General features: G+C 68.8%; 20 protein-coding genes and 1 riboswitch. Of the genes, 13 read left to right on the forward strand and 7 right to left on the reverse strand.

Annotated features, from left to right (window positions below; genetic code table 11):
• Positions 1–92: 92 nt before the first annotated feature.
• The 3 genes from AMYAL_RS0130410 to AMYAL_RS0130420 all read left to right on the forward strand — a co-directional run bounded on the left by AMYAL_RS0130410 (position 93) and on the right by AMYAL_RS0130420 (position 3,749).
• Complete coding sequence (locus AMYAL_RS0130410) at positions 93–935, forward strand: crotonase/enoyl-CoA hydratase family protein (protein WP_026467578.1); 843 nt, start codon at positions 93–95, stop codon at positions 933–935.
• A gap of 37 nt (positions 936–972) precedes the next feature.
• Positions 973–2,676 (forward strand): AMP-binding protein, encoded by a 1,704-nt coding sequence (locus tag AMYAL_RS0130415; RefSeq protein WP_020635059.1) that lies wholly within the window; start codon positions 973–975, stop codon positions 2,674–2,676.
• A 314-nt stretch (positions 2,677–2,990) separates the two neighbouring features.
• The gene (locus AMYAL_RS0130420; RefSeq protein WP_020635060.1) at positions 2,991–3,749 is read left to right on the forward strand and encodes a D-Ala-D-Ala carboxypeptidase family metallohydrolase; all 759 of its coding nucleotides are present in this window, start codon (positions 2,991–2,993) and stop codon (positions 3,747–3,749) included.
• 6 nt (positions 3,750–3,755) lie between these two features.
• On the opposite strand, the gene AMYAL_RS0130425 is transcribed toward AMYAL_RS0130420, so the two are convergent.
• The 4 genes from AMYAL_RS0130425 to AMYAL_RS0130440 are packed head-to-tail and all read right to left on the reverse strand — an operon-like array spanning position 3,756 to position 7,517.
• Positions 3,756–4,388, reverse strand: coding sequence for an NUDIX domain-containing protein (locus AMYAL_RS0130425; protein ID WP_020635061.1), 633 nt, complete (start codon positions 4,386–4,388; stop codon positions 3,756–3,758).
• A complete protein-coding gene (locus tag AMYAL_RS0130430; protein ID WP_020635062.1) occupies positions 4,385–5,575 on the reverse strand; it encodes an adenylosuccinate synthetase in 1,191 nt (396 codons plus the stop codon). Before AMYAL_RS0130430 ends, AMYAL_RS0130425 begins: the two co-directional genes overlap by 4 nt.
• Positions 5,572–6,546, reverse strand: a complete 975-nt coding sequence (locus tag AMYAL_RS0130435) for a hypothetical protein (RefSeq protein ID WP_020635063.1) — start codon at positions 6,544–6,546, stop codon at positions 5,572–5,574. Before AMYAL_RS0130435 ends, AMYAL_RS0130430 begins: the two co-directional genes overlap by 4 nt.
• Before the next feature lie 2 nt (positions 6,547–6,548).
• Positions 6,549–7,517 (reverse strand): hypothetical protein, encoded by a 969-nt coding sequence (locus tag AMYAL_RS0130440; protein ID WP_020635064.1) that lies wholly within the window; start codon positions 7,515–7,517, stop codon positions 6,549–6,551.
• Positions 7,518–7,687: 170 nt separating this feature from the next.
• Between AMYAL_RS0130440 and AMYAL_RS0130445 the strand changes: the two genes are divergently transcribed.
• Entirely contained in the window at positions 7,688–8,086 is a 399-nt protein-coding gene (locus AMYAL_RS0130445) for a hypothetical protein (protein WP_020635065.1), read from the forward strand.
• A gap of 16 nt (positions 8,087–8,102) precedes the next feature.
• Here AMYAL_RS0130445 and AMYAL_RS0130450 read toward each other — a convergent pair whose 3' ends face one another.
• On the reverse strand, positions 8,103–8,480 hold the full coding sequence (locus AMYAL_RS0130450; protein WP_020635066.1) for a hypothetical protein: 378 nt from the start codon (positions 8,478–8,480) through the stop codon (positions 8,103–8,105).
• A gap of 23 nt (positions 8,481–8,503) precedes the next feature.
• Positions 8,504–8,752 carry a hypothetical protein gene (locus AMYAL_RS0130455; protein WP_020635067.1) on the reverse strand — a complete coding sequence of 83 codons (249 nt, stop codon included), beginning with the start codon at positions 8,750–8,752 and terminating at the stop codon, positions 8,504–8,506.
• A gap of 109 nt (positions 8,753–8,861) precedes the next feature.
• Between AMYAL_RS0130455 and AMYAL_RS50480 the strand changes: the two genes are divergently transcribed.
• The 7 genes from AMYAL_RS50480 (at position 8,862) to AMYAL_RS0130490 (ending at position 12,722) form a co-directional block, all read left to right on the forward strand.
• The gene (locus tag AMYAL_RS50480) at positions 8,862–9,083 is read left to right on the forward strand and encodes a hypothetical protein (RefSeq protein WP_020635068.1); all 222 of its coding nucleotides are present in this window, start codon (positions 8,862–8,864) and stop codon (positions 9,081–9,083) included.
• A 238-nt stretch (positions 9,084–9,321) separates the two neighbouring features.
• The gene (locus tag AMYAL_RS0130465; protein WP_005150017.1) at positions 9,322–9,555 is read left to right on the forward strand and encodes a hypothetical protein; all 234 of its coding nucleotides are present in this window, start codon (positions 9,322–9,324) and stop codon (positions 9,553–9,555) included.
• A 37-nt stretch (positions 9,556–9,592) separates the two neighbouring features.
• Entirely contained in the window at positions 9,593–10,228 is a 636-nt protein-coding gene (gene clsA / locus AMYAL_RS0130470) for a cardiolipin synthase ClsA (RefSeq protein ID WP_020635069.1), read from the forward strand.
• Positions 10,229–10,291: 63 nt separating this feature from the next.
• On the forward strand, positions 10,292–10,675 hold the full coding sequence (gene gcvH / locus AMYAL_RS0130475) for a glycine cleavage system protein GcvH (protein WP_020635070.1): 384 nt from the start codon (positions 10,292–10,294) through the stop codon (positions 10,673–10,675).
• Between the two features lie 128 nt (positions 10,676–10,803).
• The gene (gene garA / locus AMYAL_RS0130480; protein WP_020635071.1) at positions 10,804–11,271 is read left to right on the forward strand and encodes a glycogen accumulation regulator GarA; all 468 of its coding nucleotides are present in this window, start codon (positions 10,804–10,806) and stop codon (positions 11,269–11,271) included.
• Complete coding sequence (gene ftsR / locus AMYAL_RS0130485) at positions 11,268–12,029, forward strand: transcriptional regulator FtsR (RefSeq protein WP_039794407.1); 762 nt, start codon at positions 11,268–11,270, stop codon at positions 12,027–12,029. Before garA ends, ftsR begins: the two co-directional genes overlap by 4 nt.
• 219 nt (positions 12,030–12,248) lie before the next feature.
• On the forward strand, positions 12,249–12,722 hold the full coding sequence (locus AMYAL_RS0130490; RefSeq protein ID WP_005150031.1) for a bifunctional nuclease family protein: 474 nt from the start codon (positions 12,249–12,251) through the stop codon (positions 12,720–12,722).
• 364 nt (positions 12,723–13,086) lie between these two features.
• Here the strand turns inward: AMYAL_RS0130490 and AMYAL_RS0130495 are convergent, their stop codons facing one another.
• Positions 13,087–13,701, reverse strand: a complete 615-nt coding sequence (locus AMYAL_RS0130495) for a TetR/AcrR family transcriptional regulator (RefSeq protein WP_020635073.1) — start codon at positions 13,699–13,701, stop codon at positions 13,087–13,089.
• A 295-nt stretch (positions 13,702–13,996) separates the two neighbouring features.
• Here AMYAL_RS0130495 and AMYAL_RS0130500 point away from each other — a divergent pair, with 295 nt between their 5' ends.
• Together AMYAL_RS0130500 and gcvP are read left to right on the forward strand one after the other, a co-directional pair.
• Positions 13,997–14,578: a MerR family transcriptional regulator gene (locus AMYAL_RS0130500; RefSeq protein WP_020635074.1), complete on the forward strand. Its 582-nt coding sequence runs from the start codon at positions 13,997–13,999 to the stop codon at positions 14,576–14,578.
• Positions 14,579–14,624: 46 nt separating this feature from the next.
• Positions 14,625–14,726, forward strand: a riboswitch (glycine riboswitch).
• A 171-nt stretch (positions 14,727–14,897) separates the two neighbouring features.
• Positions 14,898–17,777, forward strand: a complete 2,880-nt coding sequence (gcvP, locus tag AMYAL_RS0130505) for an aminomethyl-transferring glycine dehydrogenase (RefSeq protein ID WP_020635075.1) — start codon at positions 14,898–14,900, stop codon at positions 17,775–17,777.
• The last annotated feature ends 4 nt before the right edge of the window (positions 17,778–17,781 follow it).

The following is a 17,781-nucleotide window of genomic DNA, read 5'->3' on the forward strand; positions in this document are numbered from 1 at the left end:
GTAGTACTCGCTGGTACCAGGAAAGCATCTTGTACCCACCGTGGCACAGTGGCCGTTGGCAGCCTGCCAATCACATGAGTCAAGATGACCTCATGACCGCTACAGCTGACAGTCTTCCCGATCTCGTTTCGCTCAAGGTGGAGATCGACGGGCACGTCGCCGAAGTGACGCTGCTCGGTCCGTCCAAGGGCAACGCGATGGGCCCCGATTTCTGGCGTGAGCTGCCGATCGTGTTCCGTGCGCTCGACGCGGACCCGCAGGTCAGGGCGGTCGTGCTGGCCGGAAGCGGCAAGCACTTCTCCTACGGGCTCGATCTGCCCGCGATGATGCCCAGCTGGGGTGAGATGCTCGGCGGCGACGCGCTCGCGGGCCCGCGGACGAAGTTCCTCGACGAGGTCAAGACCCTCCAGGCGAGCGTGTCCTCGATCGCCGAATGCCGCAAACCGGTCATCGCGGCTATTTCCGGCTGGTGCATCGGCGGCGGTGTCGACGTCATCGCGGCCGCAGACATCCGCCTGGCGAGCGCGGACGCGAAGTTCAGCGTGCGCGAGGTCAAGGTCGCGATCGTGGCCGACCTCGGCAGCCTGCAGCGGCTCGCGCCGATCATCGGCGAAGGGCACCTGCGGGAGCTGGCCTACACCGGCAAGGACATCGACGCGACCCGCGCGGAGAAGATCGGCCTGGTCAACGACGTCTACGCCGACCAGGAGACCGTGCTGGCCGAGGCGCGCAAGATGGCGGGGGAGATCGCCACCAACCCGCCGCTGGTCGTGCACGGCACCAAGAACGTGCTGTCGGCCAACACCGAGCGTCAGGTCGCCGAAGGCCTGCGCTACGTCTCGGCCTGGAACGCGGCGTTCCTGCCCAGCAAGGACCTTGGCGAGGCCGTGCAGGCGTTCCTCGAGCGGCGCGCGCCCGAGTTCAAGGGCGAGTAGAAAGAACCGGCGGCCACCCAGGACCAGGAGGACGATCGTGAGCGTTTCGGAGGCATACCGCACGTTCCGCGAGGCGCGGGACTATCTGCAGGCCCATCGCGAGGACTACGAAACCGCCTATCGCGACTTCACCTGGCCTCGGCAGGCCGAGTTCAACTGGGCGCTGGACTGGTTCGACGTCATCGCGGCCGACCCGGTCAATCAGGACCGGTACGCGCTGTGGATCGTCGAAGAGGACGGCATCGAGAACCGCTGGACCTATCCGGAGATGGCCCGCCGGTCCAACCAGGTCGCGAACTGGCTGCGGTCGCTCGGCGTCGCCAGGGGCGACCGGCTCATCCTGATGCTGGGCAACCAGGGCGAGCTGTGGCAGACCATCCTCGCCGCGATCAAACTGGGCGCGGTCATCATCCCGGCTTCACCTCTGCTCGGCCCGGCGGATCTGACCGACCGGGTCGAGCGAGGCGCCGCGAAACACGTGGTGATCCGCTCGGTCGACGTGCCCAAGTTCGACGACGTCGAGGGTGACTACACCCGGATCGTCGTGGGCGAGCCGGTGGAGGGCTGGCAGTCCTTCGTGGACGCCTACGAGGAAGCGGACGCTTTCACCCCCGACGCCCCGACGCGGGCGGAAGACCCGCTCCTGCTGTATTTCACCTCGGGGACGACCGCGAAGCCGAAACTGGTTCAGCACACGCAGGTCTCGTATCCCGTCGGGCATCTGTCCACAATGTACTGGATCGGCCTCGAACCGGGCGACGTCCACCTCAACATCTCCTCGCCGGGCTGGGCGAAACACGCGTGGAGCAACGTTTTCGCGCCGTGGAACGCCGAAGCGACGGTGTTCCTCTACAACTACGCGCGCTTCGACGCCGTCGCCCTGATGGCGCAGATGGAACGATGCGGCATCACCAGCTTCTGCGCCCCGCCGACGGTGTGGCGGATGCTCATCCAAGCGGATCTGACCGTGCTGAAGACGCCGCCGTCCAAGGTGGTCGGCGCGGGCGAGCCGCTCAATCCCGAAGTGATCGACCAGGTCCAAAAGGCTTGGGGTGTCACGATTCGCGATGGTTTCGGGCAGACCGAGAGCAGCGTTCAGGTCGCCAACACCCCCGGACAGGAGGTCGTGCCGGGGTCGATGGGCCGTCCGATGCCCGGATTCTCCGTCGTGCTCGTGGATCCCGTCACCGGTGAGCGGTCGCGGGAGGGCGAGATCTGCCTCGACCTCGACAAGCGTCCGGTCGGCCTGATGACCGGTTACGCGGACGACGACGAGCGGTCCGCCGCCGCTTTCGGAGGCGGCTACTACCACACCGGGGACGTCGGTTCGATCGACGAACGCGGCTACATCACCTACGTCGGCCGGACCGATGACGTCTTCAAGGCGTCGGACTACCGGATCTCGCCGTTCGAACTGGAAAGTGTCCTGCTGGAACACGACGCGGTCGCCGAAGCGGCCGTGGTCCCGGCGCCCGATCCGATCCGGCTCGCGGTGCCGAAGGCGTATGTCGTCCTCGCGAACGGGCATGAGCCCACGGCCGAGACCGCGATGTCCATCCTGGCCTTCACCCGCGAGCATCTGGCGCCGTACAAGCGGATCCGGCGGCTGGAGTTCACCGAACTGCCGAAGACGATCTCCGGCAAGATCCGGCGGGTCGAACTGCGGGGCCGCGAGAACGCCGCGGCCGAGCGGCCGGCGGGCGAGTTCCGCGAAGAGGACTTCCCGCACCTGAAAGGCTGACACCCCGCCCCGCCGCACTCACGTGATCAGAGACGGAACTCGCGTGATCGGGGGCGGAACTCGCGTGATCGAATACCGCACACCCGTGTGCGGCATCCAGTCACGCGAGTTCCGTCTCTGATCACGCGAGATCGCTCTCCAATCACGCGAGATGTCCATCTGATCACGCGTGATCGCCGTGAGGGGGCAGGGGTGTGGGTCGAACGACCCACAGCATGGTGACAGGAACCGCGTTAGCATCCCGTGCAGTGAATCGTTGACAACCCGTGGGGGTCACGGGTCTCACCTTCCCTGCCTTGAAAGGTGTTCCTGTCATGCGCATTCGTTTCCTCCTGCCGATGCTCGCCCTCGTGGCGGGCCTCGGTACCGCGGTGGCCACCCCGGCCGCCGCCGATCCCGGCCCGGTGACGGCGGGCGACGTCGCCGCCTCCGACGCCTGTTACAGCTGGGGACGCACGCTGTCCCAGGGGGCGTCCGGTGAGGACGTCCGGCAACTGCAGATCCGGGTCGCCGGTTACCCCGGTTACGGTGGCGTGCTCGCCATCGACGGCCAGTTCGGCGCGGGCACCAAGGCCGCGGTCACCCGCTTCCAGCAGGCGTACGGGCTTGGCGCGGACGGCATCGCCGGACCGGCCACGTTCACGAAGATCTACGCCTTGCAGGACAACGACTGCTCGCCGGTCAACTTCACCTTCGCCGAACTGAACCGGTGCAACTCCGACTGGTCGGGCGGCAACGTCTCACCCGCGACGGCGAAGGCCAACGCGCTGGTGTCGATGTGGAAGCTGCAGGCGATGCGGCACGCCATGGGTGACCGGCCGATCGCCGTGAACGGCGGCTTCCGCAGCGTCGCCTGCAACAACGCGGTCGGCGGAGCGGCCGCCAGCCGTCATCTCTACGGCGACGCCGTCGACCTCGGGGCGGGCTCGCAGGGCTTCTGCGGGCTGGCCAAGCAGGCCCGCAACCACGGGTTCAGTGAGATCCTCGGGCCGGGCTACCCCGGCCACAGCGACCACACGCACGTGGCTCACCGGGCCAACCGGTTCTGGTCGGCATCGTCCTGCGGGATCTGACCGGCGTCATTCCCAGCGCCACAACGACGGCGGCCGTCCTCCCTTGGGGAGGGCGGCCGCGTGTTCCGTCGTACGCCTCAACCCAGGGACGCGCTCCATGATCCGGCCGAGATTGGCCGGGTAGGGGCGGTCCCCGGTGAGTGCTTCGGTCGCGTCCAGCGCCTGCGCCGTGGTGAAGACCGGGCCCAGCAGCCCGGCGGTGAAGGCGACGTCCCGCCACAGCTTGTCCGCCAGCAGCGGACGGCAATCCGCGACGATCCGGTCGTGGTCGAAAGCCAGCGGCGGCACCTCGTTCAACGGAGTCCACACCACGTTCCCCGGCTCGTCGAGCGCGGGGGACGTGGTGGCCCACAAGGCGATCGAAAGCGTCGGGCCACGGGGATCACGGTTCGGCTCGTCGAAGGTGGCGAGCTGTCCCGTCGCCGAGAGCGCGTCCGGCGGCAGCCCAAGTTTGGTGACGGCCGCCCGCCCCGCCGCGTCCCGCAGCCGCTCCCCGAGCCCGAGCAGCACCCCCGGCAGGGCGAGCTCCCCGGCGAACGGCTCGGCGGCTCGCGGCGCGATTCCCAGCAGCACGGTCCTGGTGCCGGGGGCGAACCGCACCACGAGCACGTCAACGGACACCGGCGTCGACTCGATCACGCGTTGATTGTCGACCTTGCCCCGGCGACCCGGTAACCCGCCCTGTCCGGGCCGTACCCGGCGACGGCCACCGGCTTCCGCGCGCGGAACCACGCGAGTGGGTCCGGCAGGTCGACGGCGGAGCCGTCACCGGGGACGACCTTCAGCCCGGTCGCGTCGAGATGGGTCACCGCGAGCGCGTCCACGCCGTCGCAGGCCGCGATCGCGTAGTCCAGCAGCGCCTCGTCGAGGTGTCCTGCCCGCCACGCGCCCTGGAACTCGCCGGTTCCGTTGTGCGCCTCGGGAAAGCGGGCCAGCACGGCGGCGGACTCGGTGGGCAGCGGCCCCGCGCCGTGCCGGGTGAGATAGGTCCGCGTGACCCCCAGGACCGTATGCGGATGTCCGCCCAGCAGCTCGCGGGCGTTGTGCGGGGTGGTGGTGGACCAGGTCGTATGCGGATGGAACCCGTGGTGCTGGTCGAGGAGAACCCCCTGCGCTCCCTCGAAAACCAGCCGCCCGGCCGCCGCGAGCCGTGCTGTCTCGTCCCCGCCGGTGATCCGCACCGCGCCCGCGAAATCGCGGTACAGCGCCACCAGTTCGTCCACGCCGTGCGACGGCGTGGCGAGCGGGGCGTAGAACCGCGCGAGCGCGTCCAGTTTGCGCCGCAGCACCGACGGCCGCACGCAGTCGGCGACCGTGGGCGCTTCCCCCGGCGTCCCGATCACCTCCTGGTTCTCCACCACCTCACCCGGCACGGCCCCGGACAGCAGCGAGTACCAGACGGTCTCGCCGATGCCCTTCCCGCACGAGCCGTGCCGCCGCGCGCCGCGGGCCTCCTCCCTTGCCCGGTTGGCGTGGATGTGGAACGGCGTCGTGAGCAGCGCACGACCGTCCACACTCAGCAGCGAGAGCGGGTCCCGGACGCCGCTGCTTTCGAGCTGTCGCGCTTCCGCCGCCAGCGCGAACGGCTCGACCAGCACGAACCGCGACAGGTGGGTGGGCACGCCGGCGAACGTGCCCGCCCCGAACTGGCTGAAGGTGTGGTGCCGTCCGTCCACGACGACGTTGTGCGCGGCCTGCGCGCCCCCGTTGAAGCGGACGACGGCGGTGGTGGGCCGGTCGGCGCAGAGCGCGTCGACCACGGCCCCCTTGCCCTCGTCGCCGAACCCGAGCCCGACCACCACCACGTGCCCGTCCAGGAGGCTCACCGCAGCACCACGTCGCTCGGGCCGTCCGGCTCGGGCACCGCCGAGGTGACGACCGATTTGGCGCCCAGTTTCGCCAGCGCCTTGCCGACAGCCTTGCTCTCGGCGACCGAGCCGATGTCCGCGAGGTCGGTGAGCGCCCGGTCGACGTCGACGACCCGTTCCTCCAGCCCGATCGTGGCCGCGATCAGTTCGCACACCGCGCCGGGATCGTCGAGTTTGAGGAAGTTCTGGCCGAGCAGGCCGCTCCAGTGCTCGCCGATCTCCGGGTCGTTGTAGTACGAGGACTGGTTCGGCAGCACGAAGTAGACGTGCCACTTGCGGGCCAGCTCCCGGTACACCGACGCCGGGTCGATGTCCTCTCGCACGTCGTCGCCGAGCACACGGCGGATGTGGCGTGCCTCCAGCGCGGGCTTGTTCAGCTCGTCGCCGATGAGGAACAGATAGCCCTTGCGGCCGCGGTTCTGCCACGCGTCGGTCACCACGTGCCGGGCCATGAAGTAGGCGGCCAGCTCGTAGGACTCGCTCTTCTGCCCGCCACCACCGCCTTCGAGGAACATCGTGCGCAGCTGCTCGTCCATCCGGTTGTCCGATTCGAACTGCCCGATCTGCAACGGGACCCGGTCGCTGTCGGCGTCGCCGATCGCGCCGAACAGCACCTGCGGATCGGCCAGGTACCCGCGGCGCTTCAGCAGGCCGTGCAGTTTGCCGAGTTTGCCCTGCATGATCCGCGGTACCCGGCGCATCGAGCCGGTGACGTCGAACAGCACCGCGATCGGCGTCGAATCGGTGTGGTCGGCTGAATCCCGGCATTCCCGGACGGCGTTCCGCGGGTCGAGCGCGGCCGCGGCCTTCCAGTCTTTCGCGGGTTTGGCGCGGAGGTCGGCGCTGTAGCCGAAATCGTCCTCGCCCTTGGCCGCGCGGAAGGTCTTCGCGGCGGCGTAGGCGTTGTCGTCCCAGTGTCCGTGTCCCATGGTCAGGCTCCTGTCTCGGGGATGAGGAAAGGGCGGAAGGTGCGGGGGCCGTACAGCTCGCCGAGCAGGCAGTCGTACTCGTCGAGCAGGTCGGCCGCGTCGGGTCGCTGTGCCGGGTCGTCCTGCGTGCACCACCTGGCGAACTCGCGTTGGCGGGTTTCTCCGTGCGCCAGCAGGGAAAGCATCAGGCTGTGGAGCATGTGGACGTCGGTGGCCGCGGTCATCGGCAGTCCCTTGTGGACTTCCGGTGGGTACTCGGCGGAGTTGTCCACCGCCAGCGGCAGAGTGCCGCTTTCGACGGCGAAGGACCAGCCGATCAGGACGATGCCGTGTTGTCCGGGATGGACGAGCACGTTGTCCGCGGTGAGGTGGCCGTGGACGACCCCCGCGCGGTGCGCGCCCGCGACGGCGCGCAGCAGACGCCGGTGCATCCAGGCGTAATCGCGGCCGTCGAGCCCGTCCGGGAAGGCCTTCCCGATCTCGGCGAGGGTGGTGAACCCGTCGACGAGCGGATCGAGGACGCTGAACGCGCGGTCGCCCCGCGCCACCGGGCCCGAGGTGTCGAGCAGCCGCGGATAGTAGGGGCGAAGCCAGCGGTGCCGTTCGGTGAAGCCGTCGAGCGTGCGCAACGCCGTCCACTCGGCGTGGACGAGCGGGTTGAGCGCCGGGTCGCGGACGAGTTTGACCAGATGCGGTCCGGTGGTGCGGTAAGTCGTCGCGACACTGCCCACGGCGTGCGGGGTCGTGAGGGTGTACGCCGATGTCGCCGTGGTGACGGTCTGGCGCCGGGCGCGTTTCCAGTCGTCGTAGCGGCGATTGAGGACCGCGGCCGCCTGGTGTGCCCGCTTGTCGCCGGGGTTGCGGTCGGGATGGAGCGCCGCCGCCAGGTCGCGGTAGCGATGGTGGGCGAACAGTGTTGCCGCGTCGACCGAGTTCTCGATCAGTGTCACGGCGTCGTCCCTGGTGAGCATAGTTTGAGTCTAGACGACTCTTACCTGGGGCGGCAAGGGGTACTCGGGTGACCGCCGGCACGTGGGCACAAATCCCGTGCCGTTTCGCCGCTTCGGGAAATAGCCTGAAACGACCGACGGAAAGGACCTGCGTGCCGGACAGATCGCGGAAGTCCAGAATTCTTTTCCGGGTGTTGCTGGTCGGAGCCCCGCTTGTCTACCTGTTGTGTGCCGCCTGGGGATACTTCGGCACCCACGTGCGTGAACTGAACATCGGCGAGGAAGTCACGGTCACCGAGATCTCGGGATGCGACGAGGGCGGACCGCCGATGAGCGGTCAGCTCCCCTTCTGCTCGGGGGAGTGGCGGTTCGACGACGGACGCACCGGCAGCGGGAGCATCGAGGGGGACAAGGTCGCGAAAGGCGACAAGATCTACGCCGGCGACGGATTCGTCTACCGGTCGAGGTCCTCGCTGATCTGGACCACGGTGGTCACCGGCCTGATCGGCGTGGTGCTGCTGGGCATGGCGATCACCCTTTGCGTCCTGTACCGGCGGCTGGACGCGATCCGGCGGCGTCAGAAGAGCTGACGCCGCCGGGTGCCCGTCAGGGCCGGGTCGCTTCGATCTGCCGTTCGTCCTCGGTCGAGCAGGTCGTCACCGGATCGTTCGGCCCGCTCCCGCACGTCCAGGCGCCGATCACCACCGGGCCGGGGCCCTGGGGTGACGCGGCTTCGTCGGGTGTCAGCTTGGTGAAGTAGTCCGTGAGCACCTGTGTCGCTTCGGCGCAGTCGGTCTTTCCGTGCGCGATGACTTTGTTCTTCGAGCCCTGAAGCCCGGCGACTTCGCCGCAGGGCGTGCCGGCGGGGGTGGGCGCGACGGAGGGGGAGGACGGCGACGGCGCGGCCGCCGGGGCGGGATCGGCGCCGCAGCCGCTCAGCAGGACGACGGCGAGCGCGGCGGGAAGTACGGCGAGGGTCTTCATGGGCCCTTCTTCTCGGGGATGGTTCATTCGACGGGGACGACGGCGGCGAACACGTTCTGTTCGCCCTTGCTGCAACTGGTGCCGCCTTGCGCGGCGGGAGCGCCGGAGACGCACAGCCAGCCGTCGACGGTCTCGCTGACCGGCTCGTCCGAGCCCGCGGACTGGCGTCCGGCGATTCTCTTGTGGAACGAGCCGACGATCACTGTCGCGTCCGGACAGGAGACTCCCGGCCCGTTGAGCACCTGCAGGGTCAGCCCGCTCGCCGCGGTCACCGTCCCGCACGAACCCTGTACCGGTTCAGCGGGTTTCGGTTTGGGGGCGGGAGCCGGGGCAGCGGACGGACTCGGCGCGGTTTGCGAGGGGATCGGCGGTAGCGGCACGGTGGACACGGGTAAGGAGTGCGAAGGCTGCGAGACCGTCATCGAGTTGACTGGCGGTGGCGGGGTCTCGCCCGAACAGGCGGCGAGCGTTCCGGCGGCGGCGCAGGCCGCGAACAAGCGCCTGCACGTTCCCGTGGTCGTCGAGACGGGCAAGGCGATCCTTTCGTCGGCCGGTCGTGGCCGGCCCATTCTGACCCGGCCGGGCCCGATGACGTGGCATTGAGCCATGTTCGGTTCGCGGGAGGCTATCGCGTCGAGCGCGCGGTGATACGCGAGGACCGCCCAAGCAGTGTCCATTGTGGACAATTAACATGCCGTTCACGGCACGACAACACCCTGTTGCCGTGGCGAACCGATCGGACGAATCCGGCCCGTAACCGTTAACACGCGGCCCCGTTCTGCCGAAAACAAAGGTAGCGCTCCGGCGTGTCCCAGTCCCCGTCACCGAAACCGTGAGAGCGATGAAGACCGACGAACAGACCGATCCCGCGTCACCCCAGGCCACCGCACCGGCGAACACGGAGCTGCCACCGACGGCACCGTGCACCGTCGTCTGGTGTGGCGGCCGCCCGTACGTCCTCGAGAGCTCCGCCGGCCACACGCGCTGGATGGGCACCGACCATCGAGGCAGGCCCGTGGCGCTGACCAGCGCGGACCTGCAACGCCGCGGCTGGACCCACACCAGGGCCAGCTGACGCGGGAGGACCTGCCGCCGCTGGCTAGGCTGAGCGGGTGAGTACGCCCCCCGAACCGAGCGTGACCAGCGAAGAGCCTTCCCTGCTGCGGCAGGCCCTGAACGTCCCCAACATGCTTTCCATCCTCCGGCTCGCCGGGGTGCCGGTCTTCCTGTGGCTCCTGCTCGGCCCGAAGGAGGACGGCTGGGCGCTCGCACTGCTCGTGTTCAGCGCCCTCACGGACTGGCTCGATGGCAAACTCGCCCGCTGGCTCAACCAGATGTCCCGGCTCGGCCAGCTGCTCGACCCCGCCGCGGACCGGCTCTACATCCTCGCGACGCTCATCGCCTTCCTGCTCCGCGACATCATCCCGTGGTGGCTGGTGGTCCCGCTGGTCGTACGGGAGGCCGTGCTGGGCGTCTGCGTGCTGCTGCTCCGGCGCCGCGGGTTCGCCCCGCCGGAGGTCACCTACATCGGCAAGGGCGCCACCTTCGTGCTGATGTACGCCTTCCCGTTCCTGCTGCTCACCCAGGGCGGCTCCGACATCGCCGCGATCGCCCGGCCGATCGGGTACGCCTTCACGGCGTGGGGCGCGGTCCTGTACGTCTATTCGGGCGTGCTGTACGTCATCCAGACCATCCAGGCACTGCGGACGGCCGATCCGGCGGGCTTGCGGGAGGCGCCGGGCGCGTGACCCGGCGGGATGCGAAACTGCGCGCGTCGGTTTCGAGTGAGGGCACCAGAAAGGGGAGCGGCGTTGTCGACTCCAGAAGAACTGCGGTACACCGAGGAACACGAGTGGGTCTCCGTGCGCGACGGGGGGCTCGTGCGCGTGGGCATCACGGAGTACGCCCAGGACCAGCTCGGTGACGTGGTGTTCGTCGAACTGCCGGAGGTCGGCAAGCAGGTCGGCTCGGGCGACACGTTCGGCGAGGTCGAGTCGACCAAGAGCGTTTCGGAGCTGTTCGCCCCGCTCGACGGCGAGGTGGTCGCGGTCAACGACGCGGTGACCGAGTCACCCGAGCTGATCAACAGCGACCCCTACGGCGAGGGCTGGCTGATCGAACTCCGCCTCGACGACGCGAGCAGCGTCGATTCCCTGCTCGAGGCCGAGGCGTACCAGGCGCTGATCAAGGAATAGCCGCAGGCCGCGGCCCTCCGGGAAGAGTAGGGGGAGCCGCGGGCCGGAGTTTCGATCAGGCACGGTACGTTTGACCTCCACACGTTCTTGAGTAGTAGTGGCAACACACATGCGTTAGGAGAGCTCAGGTGAGCACGAACGACGGGCCCGGCGTTCCCCCGGAGCAGTCTCCGGAGCGGACTTCTGTCTTCCGGGCCGACTTCCTGGCCGACGTCGAAGGCACTGAGGCTCCTCCGGCTGCCGAGGCCCCCGTCCAGGGTGTGGACGCGCTGCCCGCGGGTTCCGCGTTGCTGGTCGTCAAGCGCGGCCCGAACGCGGGTTCGCGCTTCCTGCTGGACCGCGACACCACCAGTGCGGGACGGCACCCGGACAGCGACATCTTCCTCGACGACGTCACGGTTTCCCGGCGGCACGCCGAGTTCCGCCGTGAGGGTGGCGAGTTCGTCGTCATCGACGTCGGCAGCCTCAACGGCACCTACGTCAACCGCGAGCCGGTCGACCAGGCCGTACTCGCCGGTGGCGACGAGGTGCAGATCGGCAAGTTCCGCCTGGTCTTCCTGACCGGCACGGGTTCCGGGGGCCAGGGGGCACGGTGACGGCGGCCGGGCGGCCTGATCGGGATGCGTCGCAGCGCGATGGGTTGAGCATCGGGGCCGTGCTGGCACAGCTGCGCGGCGACTTCCCCGATGTCACCATCTCCAAGATCCGGTTCCTCGAAGCGGAAGGTCTGGTCCAGCCGGGCCGGACCCCGTCGGGGTACCGGCAGTTCGCCGCGGCGGACGTGGAGCGGCTGCGGTTCGTCCTGTCCGCCCAGCGGGATCACTACCTTCCGCTGAAGGTCATCAAGGAGCAGCTGGACGCGGCGGATCAGGGTGCCGCGCCGTCGGCGGCGCTGCCCAGGCCGCCGCGGAAACTCGTTTCGCTCGACGCCCCAGGGGAGAACGGCGGCTTGCCGTCCCCTGGGGACTTCGAGACCGATCGCGAGCTCAGGCTGACCGAGGAAGATCTGCTCCGCCAGGCCGGCATCGACGCCGCCACCCTGGCTGAGCTGCGACAATACGGTCTCGTCCGCTCCGGGGCGGCGGGCTTCTTCGACCCTGACGCCGTCCTCGTCGCGAAGACCGTGAAAGCGATGACCGAATTCGGTATCGAGCCGAGACATCTGCGTGCCTTCCGGGCCGCCGCGGACCGCGAGGTCGGCCTGTTGGAGCAGATCGTGACCCCGGTGTATCGGCATCGTGACGAGGACGCCCAAGCGAGGGGTGACGAGGTCGTCCGAGAGCTCGCCGCACTGACCGTGGCGTTACATACGCTCTTGGTGAAGGCCGGAATACGGGCTGTCACGGGTGGTTGAACGGCTCCGGGAACCGGGAACCGTTGTGAGGCCACTTGTCAATGACTGAATGTTCGGCACCCGATGCCGTACCGTGAGAGTTGGGTTTGCCACGGGCGAACCGAGAATGTCGGAGACAGCGAGCACAGCGCGCGGAAGACGGGTAGCGTCGGGACTGCCGATGCTTGGTCGTCGAGACAAGCGTTGCAGCCCGTGCGCACGAGAGGGAGGCGAAGCCCGATGAGCGAGATGCGCGTCGTCGGCGTGCGGGTGGAGCTACCCGCGAATCAGCCGATCTTGTTGCTGCGGGAAACCGAAGGCGAGCGGTACCTGCCGATCTGGATCGGCTCGGTCGAGGCCACCGCCATCGCCTTGGAGCAGCAGGGAGTCCGCCCGGCCCGTCCGCTCACCCATGACCTGCTCAAGGAGGTCATCGGGGCACTGGGCCGCGAGCTGGAACAGGTCGTCATCACCGATTTGAAGGAAGGCACGTTCTTCGCGGAACTGGTCTTCGACGGGGACATCAGGGTTTCGGCGCGGCCGAGCGATTCGGTGGCGCTGGCACTGCGGGTGGGGGTGCCGATCCACGCCGTCGACGCGGTGCTGGAGGAAGCGGGCCTCATCATCCCCGACGAGCAGGAGGACGAGGTGGAGAAGTTCCGCGAGTTCCTCGACTCGGTCTCGCCGGAGGACTTCCGCGGCGCGGACACCTGATCACATCTTGGGATCTTGAAGTAAGGGGCGGTGCCGGTGGCGCCGCCCCTCTTCTTGTGCGCGGCCTCTGTGAAGGCGGCTCCCGCGAGAGCGGAGGCGAAGTCGTCCTGCCGGGCGACAGGTGGTCTCGTCGGAGAGCGTTGTGAAAGCCACTTTCGCAACGTTGAAGGTTGCGAAAGTGGCTTTCGCAACACCGGTTCCACCGGCTTTCGCCCCGGCGGCACCGAGCGTCGCGAAAGCCACTTTCGCGACATCAGACGTCCCGAAAGCCACTTTCGCGACACCCCAAGTCCCGTGAAGGCCTCCTTCACTACCTTCAGGGTAGGTAAGGAGGCCTTCACGGACCGAGGTCGTCGGCCCGCGCTCAGGACGCGGTCGCCTTGACGAACAGGTCCGCGAGTTCCCGTCCGTACCGCTCAAGGTCCAGCTTCGGGTCCGCCGCGAACTTCGCGGCCACCCCGTCGATGGCCTGCGCGATCGACAGCGCCATCACGTCGGCCGCGAAGTCGCCGAAAGCGCCTTCGTGCTGCCCCTGCTTCAGCTGGCGTTCGAGCCGCCCGGTCCGGAACTCCTCGACCATCGGCGCCGACATGAACCAGCCCTCGGCGTCCGAGCCGCTCGAAGCCATCTCGACCATGACCCGCACCAGTTCCGGGTACGAGCCGAGGAACGCGATCTCCGACTCGATGTAACCGCGCAGGAGCCCCGCCCGGTCGGTCGTGCCCTGGATCCGCTCCTCGAGGAACTTGTCCTTCATCCCGGTCGCGGTGGTGACCACGGCCTGCATCAGGCCGGCCTTGTTGGTGAAGTGATACGAGATGATCCGGGTGCTGGACAGCCCAGCCCGCTCCTTGATCTTCGCGAACGACGTCTTGTGGTAGCCGAGTTCGGAGATCGTCGCGATCGTGGCTCCGACGATCTGGGCCCGCCGCGCGGCTTCGGTGACTGACAGCCCCAGCTCCGCCTGGACCTCTTGCATGGCGCTTTGCGTGGAGGGAGTTACTTGCATGAGTAAAAAATAACACGGCTGAGTAAAAGTGGCAAATGCGGCCGAACGGGGGAGTGCGCGCGGCAAGCCTCAAGAAGAGCTTGAGGTCGACCGCGCGTCGCGTTGACCGCTTTGCCGGACGCGCTTACCGTCAATGGAGGTAAATCGCCAAGGTGTGATTCGGATGTCTGGGGCATCCGTCTTGACGATGGACTCCGGTGCGGACTCACGTGGGTCCGCGCGGCTTTGTTCGCCGGCCGCCAGGTCGGGCGAGGGGAGGCATGGCGTGGTCGAGGCTGGTAGCCCTCAAGAGCCGCTCGTTCCAATCGCTGACGGCGAGCAGGGCGAGCTGTTCCCCGACTCTTCCCTTCCGGATGAACTCGTCGGCTACCGCGGTCCCGCCGCCTGCCAGATCGCCGGGATCACGTACCGGCAGCTCGACTACTGGGCCCGCACGAAGCTGGTCGCGCCGAGCATCCGCACGGCGCACGGTTCCGGTTCGCAGCGGCTCTACTCGTTCAAGGACATCCTCGTCCTGAAGGTCGTCAAGCGGCTGCTGGACACCGGTGTCTCCCTGCAGAACATCCGCGTCGCCGTCGACCACCTGCGGCTGCGCGGCGTCCGCGATCTCGCCAGGGTCACCCTGTTCTCCGACGGCACCACCGTCTACGAGTGCACCTCGCCCGAAGAGATCGTCGATTTACTCCAGGGCGGGCAGGGCGTTTTCGGGATCGCCGTCAGCGGGGCCATGCAGGAGATCAGCGGCACCATCCACGAGTTCCAGGCCGAGCGGGCCGACGGCGGCGTGATCGAAACCGTCACGCCCGACGAGCTCACGCAGCGCCGTAACGCCCGTCGTACCGGCTGATCACGAAGCCGCGCGAGCGGCAGGGTAGGCTCACTCACGCGGTCGACGAATCCGCGCGGGAGAGACCGAGTCGATAACCGTTGAGCTCGGCGCCGAAGGAGCAAGTCCTCCCCGGAACCTCTCAGGCACCCTGGACCGCGCGGAAGAGACGCCTCTGGAAAGTGGTTCGCCAGGTCACAGCCTGGCGGCCCCGCCGACGGTGCAAGCCCGGCTCAACACTCGGGCGAAACTCTCAGGCGCCCCCACGGGGGTACGGACAGAGTGGGGAGGGCCAGGACAATCCGTCCCGGCCCCACCCCCGCGTCTTGGGAGGTCCCCGATGGAGCCCGTTTCACTGGCCGCTCTCGAAACCGGAACCCCTTTCGCGGACCGGCACATCGGCCCCGGTGCCGAAGAACTCACACGCATCCTCGACGTCGTCGGCGTCGCGTCACTCGACGAACTTGCCGAACGGGCCGTTCCAGCGTCGCTGAGGGAGTCCGCAACGCCACCGGACCTGCCGCCGCCCGCCACCGAGACCGGCGCGCTCGCCGAACTCCGCGCCCTGGCCGCGCGCAACCGGCCCAGGGTCCAGATGATCGGCCTCGGCTACCACGACACCGTGACCCCGCCGGTGATCCGCCGCAACGTCCTGGAGAGCCCGGCCTGGTACACCGCGTACACGCCGTATCAGCCGGAGATCTCGCAGGGCCGCCTCGAAGCGCTGCTCAACTTCCAGACCATGGTCGCCGATCTGACCGGTCTCCCGATCGCCAACGCGTCGATGCTGGACGAGGCGACCGCGGCGGCGGAGGCGATGACGCTGGTCCGCCGGGCGGGCAAGGCGAAATCGAACCGGTTCGTGGTCGACGAGGACACCCTGCCCCAGACGATCGAGGTCCTGCGCACCCGCGCCGAACCGCTCGGTATCGAGCTGGTGACCGCGGACCTGTCCCAGGGCATCACCGGACTCGGCCTCGGCGGCGACTTCTTCGGGGTGCTGCTGTCGTATCCGGGTGCTTCGGGCGCCGTCCGCGAATGGGACCACACGATCACCGAGGTCAAGGCGCTGGGCGCGGCCGTGGTGATGGCCGCGGATCCGCTGGCGCTGACGCTGCTGCGGTCGCCGGGCGAGCTCGGCGCAGACGTCGCTGTCGGATCGACGCAGCGGTTCGGTGTCCCGATGGGCTTCGGCGGCCCGCACGCGGCGTACCTCGCCGTCCGCCAGGGGCTCGAACGGCAGTTGCCGGGCCGTCTGGTCGGCGTGTCGAAGGACGCCGATGGCGCTCCCGCGTACCGGCTCGCACTGCAGACCCGTGAGCAGCACATCCGCCGCGAGAAGGCGACGAGCAACATCTGCACCGCCCAGGCGCTCTTGGCGGTCATCGCGTCGATGTACGCGGTGTACCACGGCCCCGAAGGGCTGCGCGCCATCGCGAACCGCGCGCACCGGATGGCGACCGTGCTCGCGGCGGGACTCGCCGAAAGCGGTGTCGACGTCGTGCACTGCGAATTCTTCGACACCGTCATGGTCTCCGTTCCCGGCCGGGCGGGCGGGATCATCGGCACGGCTCGTGAGCTCGGGGTCAACCTGCGGCTCGTGGACGCGGACCACGTCGCCGTCGCCTGCGACGAGACCACCACCCGTGAGCATCTTTCCTTGGTGTGGAAGGCCTTCGGGGTCGCGGTGTCCGATGTGGACTCACTCGACGCGGACACCGCCGACGGCTTCCCGCCGGATCTGCGCCGCACCAGCGACTACCTGACCCATCCCGTCTTCCACGCGCACCGCTCGGAGACGGCGCTGCTGCGCTACCTCAGGGCGTTGTCCGACAAGGACGTCGCGCTCGACCGGAGCATGATCCCGCTGGGTTCGTGCACGATGAAACTCAACGCCACGGCCGAAATGGAGCCGATCACCTGGCCCGAGTTCGCCGGACTGCACCCGTTCGCGCCCGCCGAGGACGCGGCGGGGCTGCTGACCATCGTCAAGGACCTGGAGCGGTGGCTGGCGGGAATCACCGGCTACGACGCGGTTTCCCTGCAGCCGAACGCCGGGAGCCAGGGTGAGTTCGCCGGACTGCTGGCGATCCGGGCCTACCACCGCGAACGCGGGAACGCGGCGCGGGACGTCTGCCTGATCCCGTCCAGCGCGCACGGGACGAACGCGGCCAGCGCGGTCATGGCGGGCATGCGGGTGGTCGTCGTGAAATGCGACGAAGAGGGCAACATCGACCTCGGCCACCTCAAGTCCACTGTGGACGAGCACGCGGACGACCTGGCCGCGATCATGATCACCTATCCCTCGACGCACGGCGTCTACGAGGACACCGTCCGCGACGTCTGCGCGCTGGTGCACGACGCGGGCGGCCAGGTGTACGTCGACGGGGCGAACCTGAACGCCCTGATCGGTGTCGCGCAGTACGGCAGGTTCGGCGCCGACGTCTCCCATCTCAACCTGCACAAGACCTTCTGCATCCCGCACGGCGGCGGTGGGCCCGGCATCGGGCCGATCGGCGTCCGCGCGCATCTGGCGCCGTACCTGCCGAACCACCCGCTGCAGCCGGACGCGGGCCCGGCCACCGGCGTGGGCGCGATCAGCGCCGCGCCGTGGGGGAGCGCGTCGATCCTGCCGATCTCCTGGGCCTACGTCCGCATGATGGGCGCGGAAGGCCTCAGGCGTGCGACGCTGACCGCGGTCGCGAACGCCAACTACGTCGCCAAGCGCCTCGCGGAGCACTACCCGGTGCTGTACTCCGGGCACGACGGCCTGGTCGCGCACGAATGCATCCTCGACCTCCGCGCGCTCACCAAACGGACCGGCGTCACCGTCGACGACGTCGCCAAGCGGCTGGCCGACTACGGCCTCCACGCGCCCACGATGTCGTTCCCGGTCGCCGGAACGCTCATGGTCGAGCCCACCGAAAGTGAGGATCTCGGCGAGCTCGACCGGTTCTGCGACGCGATGATCGCGATCCGCGGCGAGATCGAGAAGGTCGCCGCGGGGGAGTGGCCGGTGGAGAGGAGCCCGCTGCGGAACGCCCCGCACACCGCGCGCTGCCTCGCGGGTGAGTGGGATCGCCCGTACAGCAGGGAGATCGCGGTCTTCCCGGCCGGCTTCGGGGCGCCGAAGATCTGGCCTCCGGTGCGGCGGATCGACGGGGCCGCGGGGGACCGCAACCTCGTCTGCGCCTGCCCGCCACCGGAGGCCTTCGCCTGAGCCG

The organism is Amycolatopsis alba DSM 44262, from assembly GCF_000384215.1.
Classification (GTDB): Bacteria; Actinomycetota; Actinomycetes; order Mycobacteriales; family Pseudonocardiaceae; genus Amycolatopsis; species Amycolatopsis alba.